Origin of the sequence: Luteibacter sp. SG786 (assembly GCF_011759605.1) — a bacterium.
In the GTDB taxonomy this organism is placed as follows: domain Bacteria; phylum Pseudomonadota; class Gammaproteobacteria; order Xanthomonadales; family Rhodanobacteraceae; genus Luteibacter.
The window spans coordinates 467,900-481,567 of the sequence record NZ_JAAOYX010000001.1 but is presented as its reverse complement, the minus strand read 5'-3'; the positions used below and the strand labels follow the sequence as shown (position 1 = coordinate 481,567).

Below are 13,668 nucleotides of genomic sequence, written 5' to 3'. Positions count from 1 at the left end.
TCATGCGTGCGCGCCCTCCATGGCTTCGGAGGGCGCCCGGTGGTGCACGTACCAGCGGGCGGCGCCCTGCACGCCATGGCAACCGTGCTCGGTGACCCATACCGGCACCTGGGCCAACAAGGCCCGCACGCTGCGACCATGCAGGAAGCGCTCTTCGAAAGCGCTGCGCGCGAGCAGGTCGAACATGGAGGACAGAAAACCGCCGGCCAGGAAAATGCCGCCGGTGGGCATGGTCGTCATGGCGAGGTTGCCCGTGAAACCACCGAGGGCCGCGCAGAACAGCTCCACCGCCTCAACCGCGTGCGAATCGGCCTGCGCCGTGGCCGCGGCCGTGACGGCCCGGGGTGTCGCCAGCGCGGGCGCCTTGCCGTCGAGTGCGCACAGCGCCTCGTAGACCGTCAGCAGGCCCGGCCCCGACACGATGCGCTCGACCGGTACGTAACCGCCGTCCGGCGCCAGCCATGCCAGCACCTCGCGCTCGCGCAGCGAGTGGGGCGCGAAATCCATCTGGCCGGCTTCCGTCGCGAAGACTGCTGCGCGGGGCGACCCGGGCACATGCAAGGCCGCGCCCAGTCCCGTGCCCGGACCGACCACCAGCGACGGCCCCTGGCCACGGACGAGCGGGCCGCACAAATGCCTGCCGCTGGCGGCCAGCGGCCCCTCAATGGCATAGGCCAGGGCTTCGAAATCATTGAGCAGCGCGACCTCTTCCAGGCCTAGCGCGGCGCGCAAGACGTCGGAACGGACGGGCCAGGCAAGGTTGTCGTTCACCACCTCGTCGCCCATCGGCTGGCCGGCGCATGCCAGCACGCAGTGGGAAACCGGGATGCGGACCTCGGCTGCGACGAATGCCTGCAGCAACGCGGCGAGCGAAGGAAACGCGGCGCAGGGGTACACGCGATACGCGAGCGTCTCCACGCCGCCCGGGCGCCCGTCGGCAGCGGTGCGCATGAGCGCGACGTGGCCGTTCGTGCCGCCGATATCGCCCGCGAGAAAGTGCATCCCCGATTTCCCCCACCCCTTTGGACCCATGGGTGAACCACCCCGTCCAGGTGCCCCCGCACCGGATTGGTCATCAGGGTGTAACGGGACTGACACCGGTGTCAAGACATGGCGCAGCAGGCGCCCCACGGCGTCCATACCCCCACGCACACCCACCGGCCCGCCACTCGGTATAATCAGCGGTCTTGCCCGGATCACGCGACTTCATGAATCCCAACTTCCTCGATTTCGAACAACCCATCGCCGAACTGGAAGCCAAGATCGAAGAACTGCGCCATGCCAGCAGCGGGCAGGCGTTCAACATCGACGAGGAAGTGGGCCGGCTGCGCGAGAAGCTGAAGGTCAAGACCGCCGAGATCTTCCGCAATCTCACGCCCTGGCAGATCAGCCAGGTGTCCCGCCATCCCGCCCGTCCTTACACGCTGGATTACATCCAGGGCATGTGCGAGGAATTCCACGAACTGAAGGGCGACCGCATGTTCGCGGACGACCAGGCCATCGTGGGCGGCCTCGCGCGCATCAATGGCCGTTCGGTCATGGTGGTCGGCCACCAGAAGGGCCGCGACACCAAGTCCAAGGTCAAGCGCAACTTCGGCATGCCCCGTCCTGAGGGTTATCGCAAGGCGCTGCGCCTGTTCAAGATGGCCGAGCGTTTCGGCATTCCGGTGTTCACCTTCATCGACACCGCCGGCGCATGGCCGGGCATCAACGCCGAGGAACGCGGCCAGTCGGAGGCCATCGCGCGCAACCTGCTCGAAATGGCCGAACTGCGCGTGCCCATCGTGTGCACGGTCACCGGCGAAGGCGGCTCCGGCGGTGCGCTGGCCATCGGCGTGGGCGACCGCACGCTGATGCTCCAGTACTCCACCTACTCTGTGATCACGCCCGAAGGCTGTGCCTCCATCCTCTGGAAGAGCGCCGACAAGGCGAAGGACGCCGCCGAGGTCATGGGCCTCACCGCGCCGCGCCTGCTGGAAAACGGCCTGATCGACAAGATCGTGCGCGAACCACTGGGCGGCGCGCACCGCAATCCGCAGTCCATGGCCGTCCGCCTCAAGGCCGTGCTGCTGAACCAGTTGGACGAACTCCAGGCGTTGCCGATCGACGAACTGCTCGAGAAGCGCTATCACCGCCTGCGCGGCTACGGCGCCTTCAGCGAGGGCTGAACCATGCCGATCACGGGTCTTGCGCATGTCAACGTACGCGCGTCGGAGGCCATGATCGAGCGCGTGCGCCATTTCCATGCGGGTATCCTGGGCCTCGTGGAGGGCCGGCGCCCACCGTTCCGCTCGCGCGGCTATTGGCTCTATGCCGGCCCCCTCGACGTGATGCACCTCACCATCGATCCGTCGATGGACGACGACACACCCGCGCGCACGGGCTGGCTGGATCACTTCGCCTTCGCCGCCACCGACCTCAAAGACACCATGGCGCGGCTCGACGCCCACGGCGTCCCCTACCAGGTCGAACACGTGCCCGGCTCAGGCGAGACCCAGTTGTTCACGAGGGACCCCGCCGGCATCGCGATCGAGCTGAATTTCAACACTCCCTGACGTCGTTCCTGCGCAGGCAGGAACCCAGCGCCTCGCTCTACCTGCAAACCCTCACCATAACATCGGCTTCGTACAACCCGAGGCGAAGCGCGTACCATCGGACATCCGCCGCCTCCGGAGTTCCACGATGGCCAACGACAACACCGCCAAGCTCGCCGTGCTGATCGATGCCGACAACGCCCGGCCCGCCATCGTCGACGGTCTTCTCGCGGAAGTCGCGAAGTACGGCACCGCGCACGTGAAGCGGATCTACGGCGACTGGACCGGCCCCAATCTCGGGGGCTGGAAAACGGCGTTACTCGACCACTCCATCCAGCCGATCCAACAGTTCGCCTATACCAGCGGCAAGAACGCCACCGACTCGGCGATGATCATCGACGCGATGGATCTGCTTTACGCCAACCGGTTCGACGGCTTCTGCATCGTGTCCAGCGACAGCGACTTCACCCGGCTCGCCTCGCGCATCCGCGAAGCGGGCCTCATCGTTTACGGCTTCGGCGAACGCAAGACGCCGCTGCCTTTCGTTTCGGCCTGCGACAAGTTCATCTACACCGACCGCCTGGTCGGCACCGTCGAAAGCGAACCTGCAGAGCCGAAGGCGAAGAAGTCTCCGAACGAATTGCGCAGCGACACGAAGCTCACGAACCTTCTGCGCAACGCTGTCGATGCCGCGTCCGACGAAAACGGCTGGGCGTCGCTCGGAGCCGTGGGCAGCATCGTCAACAAGCGCTCGCCCGATTTCGATGCCCGCGATTATGGGTATTCGAAGTTCAGCGGGCTCGTCAACGCCATCGGTCTCTTCGATATCGAGGAGCGCCAGATCGGCAATGCAAAGCACCCGTACGTGCGCAACAAGCCGCGGAACAAATGACGCCGGATCTTTCCGCACACCTCGGCCGTGCGCTGGAAGAGGTCGGCGAGACTTCGCTGCTTGTTGCCTACAGCGGCGGCCCCGATTCCACGGCACTCCTGCACGCCCTCGCCATGCGCACGCCGCGTCCCGCGCTGCGTGCCCTGCACGTGGATCACGGCCTGCACGCCGAGAGCGGCGTCTGGGCGCTGCATTGCCGTCGCTTCTGCGAATCGCTGGACGTGCCTTTCGAAGCGATTCGCGTCACGGTCGATCTCACCCGCGGCGAAGGTGTCGAGGCCGCGGCACGTCGCGCCCGCCTCGCGGCCTTCGCCGCTGCGTTGAAACCCGGGGAGCGACTGGTCCTCGCGCATCATCGCGACGATCAGGTGGAAACCGTTCTGCTGAAACTGCTGCGTGGTGCCGGCCCCGAAGGGCTTGCCGGCATGCGTCCCTGCCGCCCGTTCGGCGCGGGCCTGTTGTGGCGCCCCCTGCTCGAACTGCCTCGCACTGCGCTGCTCGACCATGTCGCCGGTTTCGCTCTCGACACGGTGCACGATCCCTCCAACGACGACCCGCGCATCGCGCGCGCTTATCTGCGTGGAACGATACTGCCTGCGCTCCTGGAACAGTGGCCGCAGGCGGCCACCAGCATCGCGCACAGCGCCCGGCTCTGCGGCGAGGCCGCGGAAACCCTGCGCGACGGTTGGCTGGGCGCCCTCGACCGGCTTGGCGACGACCGCGGCACACTGGATGCCACCGGCTGGCTGGCGCTGCCGCCTGCATGGCGCTCCCCGCTCCTCGACCACTGGCTGCATGCCGCGGGCCTGTCCGCCCCGACCACCGCACAGCGTGAAGCGCTCGAGCGCCAGGTCCGCGAGGCCGCGGCGGAACGCCTGCCGCTCGTCGGATGGGCGGACACCGAGGTCCGCGTGTGGCGGGGTCGCATGTGGGCCATGCGGCGACGCGGCGGCTTCGACGAAGGCTGGTCGGCGCCATGGTCGGGGGAGCCGCTGGCGCTTCCCGGCGGTGGCACGCTCGCCCTCTCCGGCGGGCGCCTGCAAGCCCCCGTGACCGTGCGCTACCGCCAGGGCGGCGAAGCCCTGCGTCCGCATGGCGACCGTCACACCCGGGAACTGCGCGACCTGTTCCAGCAAGCTGCGGTGCCGCCCTGGGAACGCCCGCGCATCCCCCTCGTCGAAGCCGGCGGCCGCCTCGTCGCCGTGGCCGACAAATGGCTGAGCGAGGAAGGAAAAATCCTGTTCGATGCCGTCGGCGGCGCACCGGTGTGGCACCTTGACGATTGATTGAAACGCCCGCCTGAGCTAGTTTTGCGGCCATGCCGAAAGCCCCAGACACCCCCGCGCCCGCGTCGTCGATCGCCGAATTCGAGCATTCGCTGGACGAACTCGAACAACTGGTCACGCGGATGGAAGGCGGGGATCTCAGTCTCGACGAGTCCTTGAAATCGTTCGAACGCGGCATCGGCCTCTACCGGCATTGCCAAACGGCACTGGAGCAAGCGGAATTACGCGTGCGCCTGCTGCTCGACCCCGAAGCCCCCGATACCGCCGAACCCTTTGACTCCCGCATCGACTGACCTGCCGGCGCCGCTCAAGGCGCTGGTCGGCCGGGCGGACGACGCGCTTGCGCGTGTCCTCCCCGGCGAACAGCTGCCGCCCGCGGACCTGCACCGCGCCATGCGTTACGCCGTGCTGGGTGGCGGCAAACGCCTGCGCCCGCTGTTCGTCTACGCCGCCGGCCACGCGCTCGGCTGCGACGGGCCCATCCTCGATGCGCCCGCATGTGCCGTGGAAATCATCCATGCCTACTCGCTGGTGCACGACGATCTGCCCGCGATGGACGACGATGCGCTGCGTCGTGGCAGGCCCACCTGCCACATCGTGTTCGGCGAAGCCATGGCGATCCTCGCCGGCGACGCGCTGCAGGCGCTCGCCTTCGAGATCCTGGCCAGCGCGCCCGGCGACGACGATCCGCGCCAGCGCATCGCCATGCTGCGCGCGTTGGGCGCTGCCTGCGGCGCCGAAGGCATGGCCGGCGGCCAGGCCTTCGACCTCGCCGGTGTCGGCCGGAAACTTTCGCTGGACGAACTGGAGCGCATGCACGCCTACAAGACAGGCGCGCTCATTCGCGCGTCCGTCCGTCTTGGCGCGCTGGCCGCGGGCTGCCGTGACGAAACGATGCTCGATCGACTCGACCGCTACGCACATGCCGTGGGCCTCGCGTTCCAGGTTCGCGACGACATCCTCGATGTCGAGGGCGAATCCGCGGTGATCGGCAAGACCGCCGGCAAGGATGCCGCCGCCGACAAACCCACCTTTCCTTCCATCCTCGGTCTGGATGCATCGCGCGAACGTCTGGCCACGCTGGTCGACGAAGCCCTGGATGCCATCGGGCCGCTCGGCGAACGAGGCGAGTGGCTCGCCGAACTGGCGCGGTATTCCGCGCGACGCGGGCACTGAGGAAAGGCGCAGCTTTCGAAACATCTGAAGCGCCGGACGAACCGCACTGGTCGCAGGCGATCGACGAAAGCCAGGCATAGCGCGGCCTACAGCGTATGTCAGCAACCGATTATTGCCACGACGTCCCACTTATTTGAGCATCCCCTGCGTACAACGCAAGGAACCTGCTCATGCGCTCATGGAAGGCGATCGCCGCCGTCATTGCTCCGCTCGCCGCCACCGCCGCTGCGGCATACGGCTCGGCCTATGCCATCAACCTGTTCCTCGGACTCGACGATCAGGCCCTTCGCTGGGACAACGCATGGCGGTATTACCGCGCGCTCGACCAGCCGCGCGTAGCGCCCTACGCATGGCGCATCAAACTCGGGATCGCCGCGGGTAGCGTGCCGCCTTTCCTTGCCTGCTTCGCGGCATGGGCCAAATTGATCAAACACAGGTCCAGCGCGGAACCGACACATGGTGACGCTCGCTTCGCCACACTGGCCGACGTGCGGAAAGCAGGGCTTCTGAAGCGCAAACCGGAGAGCATCCTGATCGGCAAATACAAAGGCCGGTACCTCTGGCTCGGCGGCGCCCAGCACGTCATCACCATCAGCCCCACCCGTTCCGGCAAAACCACCAGCCTCGCGATCCCGGTGCTGCTGACTTACCAACATTCGATCGTTGTGCTCGATCTGAAGGGCGAGCTGCACAAGGCCACCAGCGGACAACGCAGGGCCATGGGCCAGGATGTCCTGGTCTGGGCGCCGTACGACGAGCACGGCCATACGCATCGCTTCAATCCCATGACCTTGCTGGCCGGCATGGCCCCGGCAAAGCGGATCGGCGAATTGCAGACCATCGCGGCCATCCTCTATCCGGACCAGCCCGGGACCGATCCCTTCTGGATCACGCAAGCCCGGGCGGCCTTCACCGCTTTCGCCTCGTGCATGTTCGAGGCCTGGGATGGCAAGCACCTGGGCGGCGCCGGCGCTCATCCATCCCTGGTGAACATCCTGGACGACTTCCCCAGCTTCGAGCGCATCCTGCGCTTCTCCAGCGGCAGCGACGGCGAAACGGGCCGGGACATGTTGAACAACCTTCTGAGGGACAGCACATCGCGTCACCTCAGCCCCCAGACCCGCACGGTATTCGCCAACCTCGCCGGCCTTGCGGAGGAAACCTTCTCCTCGGTGATCGCCGCGATGCAGGCGCCCCTGCAGCAGTTTCTCAGCCCGATCCTCGCGGCGGCGACCAATGCCACGGACTTCGACATCCGCAGCCTGCGCAAGGCACCCACCACGCTTTACGTGAACATCCCCACGAACAAGCTGGACGAAAGCAGCAAGCTGCTGAACATCTTCTTCAGCACGGTGATCGGCAACAACCTGGACAAGCAACTGGGTGAAGAGCCCGATCTGAAGTACCAGATGCTGATGCTCATGGACGAGTTCACGGCGATGGGCCGGGTGGACGTCTGGGCCAAGCGCATCTCCATCGCGGCCAGCTACGGCGTGCGCGACCTGTGCATCGTGCAGAGCCGCGCCCAGCTGAGCGGCACGTACGGGGAGAACGACGCACAGAACTTCATCACCAACCACGGTGCGCAGATCGTGTTCGCGCCGCGCGAACAGACCGATGCGAACGCCTACAGCGAGATGCTTGGCTACCGCACCGTACGGAAGAAGCAACGCAGCACCAGCCACGGCGGTAGTGGTCGGCAGATCTCTACCAGCCATGTCGAGGAACGTCGCGCACTGCTGCTGCCGCAGGAAATCAAGGAACTGCCCGCCGACGAGGAACTGGTCTTCTACGAGGGTTGCAAGCCGATCCGCGCGCGGAAGAACTGGTTCTTCAAGGACAAGAGGTTCAAGGCATTGGCCGGTCTGCCGGCGGTGGAGGTGCCATGCGCAGCGAGGGCTACCCATCTGGCGCAAACCGAAGTCAAGGTGGCAATCGCAGCGTCAGGATGCATCGCGAAGCTGAAGAGACGCCCGCGCTCACTCGCGACTTGCTGATCCGATCCACTCAATGGAGAAACCATGCCAACGGAAGACGATTTTGGCGAGGAAGGCGCGCGCCCTTCATCGCTCATCCCTGTCCACAAGCCCGCGATAAGCGACCCGCTGCACGACATGCAGCTATTGCACGACGTGGCGATCATCAACGAGCAGGTGCGGCGCGAGTTGGGACCACCGCCACGCCCTGCATCTCAACAGAAACCCGAGAAGGAACGGGAAGACATGAAACCTCGCGAATTTGTCATGGCGGCGCTGGTCGCCGTAGGCTCTTCCAGCGTCACCGCTTGTGCGTCGTCTGCGCCGACGCTACGAGAAGAGCGCCATATCGATCCTGCGGTGCGTGCCGAACTCAACCTTCTACCGCCCAAATGGCCGTTGAAGTTCAAGGACCATTCCTTCAGGGTGGCCTGTTACAGCACGCAGACGTGTAAAGTCTGGTATGCCGGTGCGTGGGCAGGCTTCGACGAACCAATGGCTCCGTCTTCCGAGTACGGTCCGAAGTATCTCGATCACATGCTTGGCGGACACGTCGGTATCGCCAATTTCCCCGAACCGGCGGAAGTGACCTGGCGTTCCATGGACGGCACCGAGCATCAAGCTCATATCGATATTGGCGCCATCTTTCGCGACGAAATTGCCAGGCACAATGTCCCCAGGGAAGAGGTACTCGACCTTCCCGATGGCGAACTCACTGTCGACCCACAGATCCTACTGGAAATCAACGACCGGACGATTCGGGTCTACATGCGCACCTATATCCCGACGAAGCATTTCCAGATCCCGGGCAATCCCTATAGCAATTCACGCGATGAACTGATCCTCGCCAAGACCTACAAGTACTGAAACACACGGAGCGTGACCCCATGGGACAACTTCTTACCGGCGGCACGACTCGCCCCGCCAGCGCGCGCGATCTGGACGCGTACGATCGGATGCGCGAACAGCAGGCGAAACAGACTGTGCCGGTGCTGCAACATCGAGACCGGCCGCACGAATATCTGTTCATCGCCCTGTTCGACGGCACCGGGCAAAGTGCCTACCACGATCAAGTATTGACGAACGTCGGTGAGTTGAAGAAGCAAGCGGAGAAAATGGCGTTCAAGCCAACCAATCGAATCGACGTTAGCTATGCCGAAGGCATCGGCACGCAGAAGAATCCGCTCGCCCGCGCCATCGACGGCGCCATCCCTTACACCTGGGACGACAAGATTCGGAAAGTCTATCGGGACCTCGCCAGGGCGGCGGAGCAATGGAAGGATCAGGACCCGGAGGCGCAGATTCGCGTCGTCGGAGTCGGCTACAGCCGGGGCGCCGTCCTGGTACCTGGGTTGGCGCGTCTCATCGATCAGTTCGGCATTGTCCATCCGGAAGGTTTGAAGTTCGGGCGTGACGCCCACGGCAACCTCACCGTGAAATCGCCGACCACGCTCGTCCCGCCGGGCGAAGTGGCCCAGGCCGTCGGGCTGTTCGATCCGGTCGGCACCAATCTTCCAAAGAACTACGATGCACGCCTGCCGAAGTCCGTGCTGTCGGGCTTCTCGCAGATCGCCCGCGACGAGCAGCGCGAACTCTTTCCGCACCAGACCATCCTCGATCCGGACTGGTCCGACGACGGCCGCTTCTTAAGTGCCACCCTCCCCGGCGGTCATTCCAACGTCGGCGGCGGCAATGACGACACGGGGCTCGAAGCGATGGCCTTCAACGGCATGGCCGATTACCTCAACGCGCTGACCGACCGGCCGCTGTTCACGCATCGCAAGGTACCGGACGATCCGGCGCAGTTCACCATCTTCCAGGCGGGCGGCGTCACCGCCGCCTTCGGGTTACGCATGGACAAGGACGGCCAGCGCAACCTTCGCGACGAGTTGGCAAACTGCAAGATCGTCGATATCTGCCGCGATGCCGAGCCGGTGGATCCCACTCTGGCAAACCGGTTCGACTGGCAGCGCGTCACCCCGCAGACCCCCGAGGCGCCGCCCCAACTGTCGAATACCGCCGAGGTGACGCGAACCGTCGAAGCGCCGGCGATGCCCCTTCCCGCACCGACACCGCCGGCGCCACCACCGGCCGTGGTGCCCGTCATCCGGCTCGACGACCCGAGCCACCCCGACCACCGCATGTATCTAGACGCACAGGCGCATGTGTACGACCTCGACCGGCAGGTCAACCGGACGCCCGACCAGCGCAGCGACAACCTCAGCGCCGCCCTCGTTGTCGCCGCTCGCGCGGACGGCCTTCGCCGTATCGACCGCGTCGAACTGAGCGAGAAAGCCGAAACGCTCGCGGCCATCGAAGCGTCCTTCGGTGGAGGGGAGAAACGCAGCGAGGTGCCGGTGGTCGCATCGATGCATACGACCATGGCACGCAGCGCCGACCAATGGTCGACCGCCATGCATGACTTCGAGCAACACCAGGCGCGTGCGCACGACGTGGCGCAGGAGGCGTCCCTCGACTCTCCGTCAGCCCGCGCCCTACCGGGACACCTTCCCACGACAGCGATTCTCGGCCCACACGACCCCCGCCATCCGGAGAACCCCGATCACCGGCTCTATAAGGAACTGGAACGCTGCGTGCCACAGGCGTCCGAAGAGCGCCTGATGCAATTCACCGTGGCCTGCCATGCAAACCGGATCACTGCCGACAATCTCTCGGAAGTCCGCCTGGACGAGGAGAAGTCGACCATCGAATTCGTGGGAACGGGAGTCCGGACCACGCCGGCGAAGATCGATCTGGATAGCGAGCCGCCTCACCCCGAACAGGCCATCGAGCAGATTCAGCAGCACGACCAGCGGCAGGCGCAGATCATGGAGGAGGTACGGACGCAGCAGGCACAGGTGAGCATGGGGCGCTCGCTCTGAGCGCCTGCCGGACGGGCGGAGATAAAGAAAGAGGCCCGCCGAAGCGGGCCTCTGCGTACGGCGCCGGAACCGGTTGGCTCAGGAAATCAGGCGCAGCGTGAACGGATAACGATAGCTGCCGTCCGAGCTGACGCGAACCGCCGCGATGATGCAGAAGATCAGGTTGAACAGCCACAGCAGCGGCGTGAGGAACGCACCGATGATGACGAAGGCGAGAACCCAGCAGATCACGTAGCCGATGAGCACGGTGATCTGGAAGTTCAGGGCTTCCTTCGCCTCGCCGACCAGGTAGGACTTGTCGGCGCGGTCCTTGTGCACCAGCCAGACGATGAGCGGGACGATGATGCTGAAGATGATGCCCGAGAGATGGGTGAGCATCGCGATGTTCTTGTCGTCGTTGTTTGTCGCGACGGGGCCGGTGGGCTCGTAGGGCGGCGGCGACGGCGGGATCTGGTCGGACGGCGTACTCATGGTGGAACTCCGTGGACGATGTCGGGCTCAACTGTCCCGTGCGTCCGAGCTGGTGTCAAGCCGACGTTTGGCACAGGGAAGACCTGGCTGTGGGAGCCGGCTGTGCCGGCGATCCCGCTTATTCGCCGGCGATGGTCATTTTCTCAACCAGCCATGATCCCGTGAGCACATGCGAACGGCGGTCCACGTCCGATCCGACCGCCACGAGGTTCGCGTACATGTCGCGCAGGTTGGCGGCGATGGTGATTTCCTCGACCGGGTAGGCGATCTGGCCGTTCTCCACCCAGAAACCCGACGCCCCGCGCGAATAGTCGCCGGTGACGATGGACACGCCCTGCCCCATCACCTCAGTCACCAGCAGGCCTGTGCCGAGTTTGCGCAGCATGCCGGCAAAATCGTCGCTGCCGGTCTTCACGAACAGGTTGTGCACGCCACCGGCGTTGCCGGTGGACGAGAGGCCGAGTTTGCGTGCGGAGTAGCTGCCCAGGATGTAGCGCTGCAGCACGCCGTCGACGACCAGCGGCGCGTCCAGGGTCGCCACGCCTTCGGCATCGAAGACCGAGGAGCCATGGCCCCGCGGAATCAGCGGTTTCTCGTCGATGCGGAACCAGGAAGGCAGGATCTGCTTCCCGACGTGGTCGACAAGGAAGCTGGAACGCCGATACAGCGAACCGCCACTCACGGCCCCGAGCAGGTGGCCGAGCAGCGAGCGGGCCACTTCCGGCGCGAACAGCACCGGCGCCTGGCGCGTGCCGAGCCGACGCGCGCCCAGGCGGGAAAGCGTGCGCTCCGCCGCCTTGCGGCCGATGTCGCCAGGGTTCATGAAGTCACCCGCACGGCGCACGCTGTCGTACCAGTAGTCGCGCTGCATGCCGTCGTCGTCGCCGGCGATCAGCGCCACCGACAGGGAGTGCCGCGTGCCGCGTTCCCGCCCCACGAAACCGTGGGAGTTGGCGTAGACGGACACGCTCTGGCCGGCATTCACGCTCGCGCCGTCGGAATTCGTGATGCCTGCGACCGCGCGACCGGCGTCCTCGATGTCGCGCCCCAACGCGATGGCATCGTCCACGTCCAGATCCCAGGGATGCCACAGATCGAGGTCCGGAAACGACGTGGCCATGCGGTCGGCGTCGGCCAGCCCGGAGGCCGGGTCTTCCTCGGTGAACCTGGCGATCGCGCAGGCCTGGTCGATGGTGGCCTGGATCGAATCCGGATTCAGGTCGGCCGTGCTCGCGGATCCCTTGCGCCCGCCGAAATACACGGTAAGGGAGAAGCCGCGGTCGCGCGTGCGCTCTACCGTCTCCACCTCGCCCAGGCGCACGTTCACGTTGAGGCCCACGTCGATGCTGGCCGAGACCTCTGCCTGACTGGCCCCGGCGGCGCGGGCCCGCCGGATCGTTTCCTCGGCCAGTTCGGCGAGGCGGTCGAGGTCCTGGTGGCTGGTGTCGGGGGTCGCAACTTGGCTCACGTGGGCGTCCTGGGGCTTGGGCGGTTAGAATATCGGGCCGTACGCGGCCGATCCCCTTTAATGGGGGCCGCGTCGCCCGATAAAAAGCAAAGGGCACCGCCCATGGTGCCATGGAAACCCTTATGAGCGTCCGTGTCGGCTATTACCGCCACTTCAAGGGCATGCCCTACCGTGTGCTGGGAAGCGCCCTGCACAGCGAGACGATGGAAGAACTGGTGATCTACCAGGATCTCTACGACCAGCGCCGGCTCTGGGTTCGCCCCGCCGCCATGTTCGCCGAAACGGTCGAGCGCGACGGCAAGACCGTGCCCCGCTTCGCCTTCGAACGCGAAGCCGACGATTTCCAGTCCATCACGGATGCCATGCCATGAAGCCTTTCGACGACCGCCCGCACGACGACGAAGAGGACTTCGGCCCCAGCCGCAGCGAAAAGCGCCGCAACGCGCTCGACATCCTGAAGCTGGCCGGCCAGCTGGTGGAATTGCCGCCGAGCCGCATTCCCAAGCTCAACCTGCCCGAGGACATCGTCGACGAGATCGGCCGCACGCGGAAGGTCACGTCGCACATCGCCCGCAAGCGCCAGCTGGCGTTCCTCGCGAAACAGATGCGCCGGCACGGCGACGAGGCCTTCGTGGATGCCCGGGCCGCGCTCGGCGAGGACCGCGACCGGCAGCGTCAGGAAGCGGCGCACATGCACCGCCTGGAAGCGGCGCGCGAGAAACTGCTGGAAGGCGGCGACACCGCGCTGGGCGAGCTGTTCGACCGCCATCCGGACCTCGACCGCCAGCACCTGCGTTCGCTGGTTCGCCAGGCGAAGGCGGAACGCGAGGCGAACAAGCCATTGCATGCGTTCCGGGAGCTCTACCGCATATTGAAGGAACTGGACGCGTCCTCTAGCGCCGAATAGCTGTCGCTCCCTTGTGGGAGCCGGCTATGCCGGCGATCCCGCGCAGCGGGCAAGGCTGTCGCAAGCAGCCATCGCC

General features: G+C 65.7%; 14 protein-coding genes. 11 read left to right on the top strand and 3 right to left on the bottom strand.

Going from position 1 to position 13,668, the window contains the following annotated elements; translation table 11 throughout:
- Nucleotides 1-1,002 carry a glucokinase gene (locus tag FHS47_RS02050; protein WP_167022267.1) on the bottom strand — a complete coding sequence of 334 codons (1,002 nt, stop codon included), beginning with the start codon at nt 1,000-1,002 and terminating at the stop codon, nt 1-3.
- 206 nt (nt 1,003-1,208) lie between these two features.
- Between FHS47_RS02050 and FHS47_RS02045 the strand changes: the two genes are divergently transcribed.
- The 9 genes from FHS47_RS02045 to FHS47_RS02005 all read left to right on the top strand — a co-directional run bounded on the left by FHS47_RS02045 (nt 1,209) and on the right by FHS47_RS02005 (nt 10,746).
- On the top strand, nt 1,209-2,168 hold the full coding sequence (locus FHS47_RS02045) for an acetyl-CoA carboxylase carboxyltransferase subunit alpha (protein WP_167022264.1): 960 nt from the start codon (nt 1,209-1,211) through the stop codon (nt 2,166-2,168).
- Nucleotides 2,169-2,171: 3 nt separating this feature from the next.
- Nucleotides 2,172-2,555, top strand: coding sequence for a VOC family protein (locus FHS47_RS02040; RefSeq protein ID WP_167022261.1), 384 nt, complete (start codon nt 2,172-2,174; stop codon nt 2,553-2,555).
- 127 nt (nt 2,556-2,682) lie between these two features.
- Entirely contained in the window at nt 2,683-3,426 is a 744-nt protein-coding gene (locus FHS47_RS02035; RefSeq protein ID WP_167022258.1) for an NYN domain-containing protein, read from the top strand.
- Nucleotides 3,423-4,712 carry a tRNA lysidine(34) synthetase TilS gene (gene tilS / locus FHS47_RS02030; RefSeq protein WP_167022256.1) on the top strand — a complete coding sequence of 430 codons (1,290 nt, stop codon included), beginning with the start codon at nt 3,423-3,425 and terminating at the stop codon, nt 4,710-4,712. The genes FHS47_RS02035 and tilS overlap by 4 nt, the downstream gene beginning before the upstream one ends.
- 32 nt (nt 4,713-4,744) lie before the next feature.
- On the top strand, nt 4,745-5,005 hold the full coding sequence (locus FHS47_RS02025; RefSeq protein WP_167022254.1) for an exodeoxyribonuclease VII small subunit: 261 nt from the start codon (nt 4,745-4,747) through the stop codon (nt 5,003-5,005).
- The gene (gene ispA, locus FHS47_RS02020; RefSeq protein WP_167022252.1) at nt 4,986-5,888 is read left to right on the top strand and encodes a (2E,6E)-farnesyl diphosphate synthase; all 903 of its coding nucleotides are present in this window, start codon (nt 4,986-4,988) and stop codon (nt 5,886-5,888) included. The genes FHS47_RS02025 and ispA overlap by 20 nt, the downstream gene beginning before the upstream one ends.
- Nucleotides 5,889-6,058: 170 nt before the next feature.
- A complete protein-coding gene (locus FHS47_RS02015) occupies nt 6,059-7,885 on the top strand; it encodes a type IV secretory system conjugative DNA transfer family protein (RefSeq protein WP_167022250.1) in 1,827 nt (608 codons plus the stop codon).
- A 24-nt stretch (nt 7,886-7,909) separates the two neighbouring features.
- Nucleotides 7,910-8,731: a hypothetical protein gene (locus FHS47_RS02010; protein ID WP_167022248.1), complete on the top strand. Its 822-nt coding sequence runs from the start codon at nt 7,910-7,912 to the stop codon at nt 8,729-8,731.
- 20 nt (nt 8,732-8,751) lie between these two features.
- Nucleotides 8,752-10,746 (top strand): DUF2235 domain-containing protein, encoded by a 1,995-nt coding sequence (locus tag FHS47_RS02005; protein WP_167022246.1) that lies wholly within the window; start codon nt 8,752-8,754, stop codon nt 10,744-10,746.
- A 78-nt stretch (nt 10,747-10,824) separates the two neighbouring features.
- Here FHS47_RS02005 and FHS47_RS02000 read toward each other — a convergent pair whose 3' ends face one another.
- Entirely contained in the window at nt 10,825-11,217 is a 393-nt protein-coding gene (locus FHS47_RS02000) for a DUF4870 domain-containing protein (RefSeq protein ID WP_167022244.1), read from the bottom strand.
- 118 nt (nt 11,218-11,335) lie between these two features.
- A complete protein-coding gene (gene pmbA, locus FHS47_RS01995; protein WP_167022242.1) occupies nt 11,336-12,685 on the bottom strand; it encodes a metalloprotease PmbA in 1,350 nt (449 codons plus the stop codon).
- Nucleotides 12,686-12,807: 122 nt separating this feature from the next.
- Here pmbA and FHS47_RS01990 point away from each other — a divergent pair, with 122 nt between their 5' ends.
- Together FHS47_RS01990 and yjgA are read left to right on the top strand one after the other, a co-directional pair.
- A complete protein-coding gene (locus FHS47_RS01990) occupies nt 12,808-13,056 on the top strand; it encodes a DUF1653 domain-containing protein (RefSeq protein ID WP_167022240.1) in 249 nt (82 codons plus the stop codon).
- Nucleotides 13,053-13,592 (top strand): ribosome biogenesis factor YjgA, encoded by a 540-nt coding sequence (yjgA, locus tag FHS47_RS01985; protein WP_167022238.1) that lies wholly within the window; start codon nt 13,053-13,055, stop codon nt 13,590-13,592. The genes FHS47_RS01990 and yjgA overlap by 4 nt, the downstream gene beginning before the upstream one ends.
- Nucleotides 13,593-13,668 lie beyond the last annotated feature (76 nt).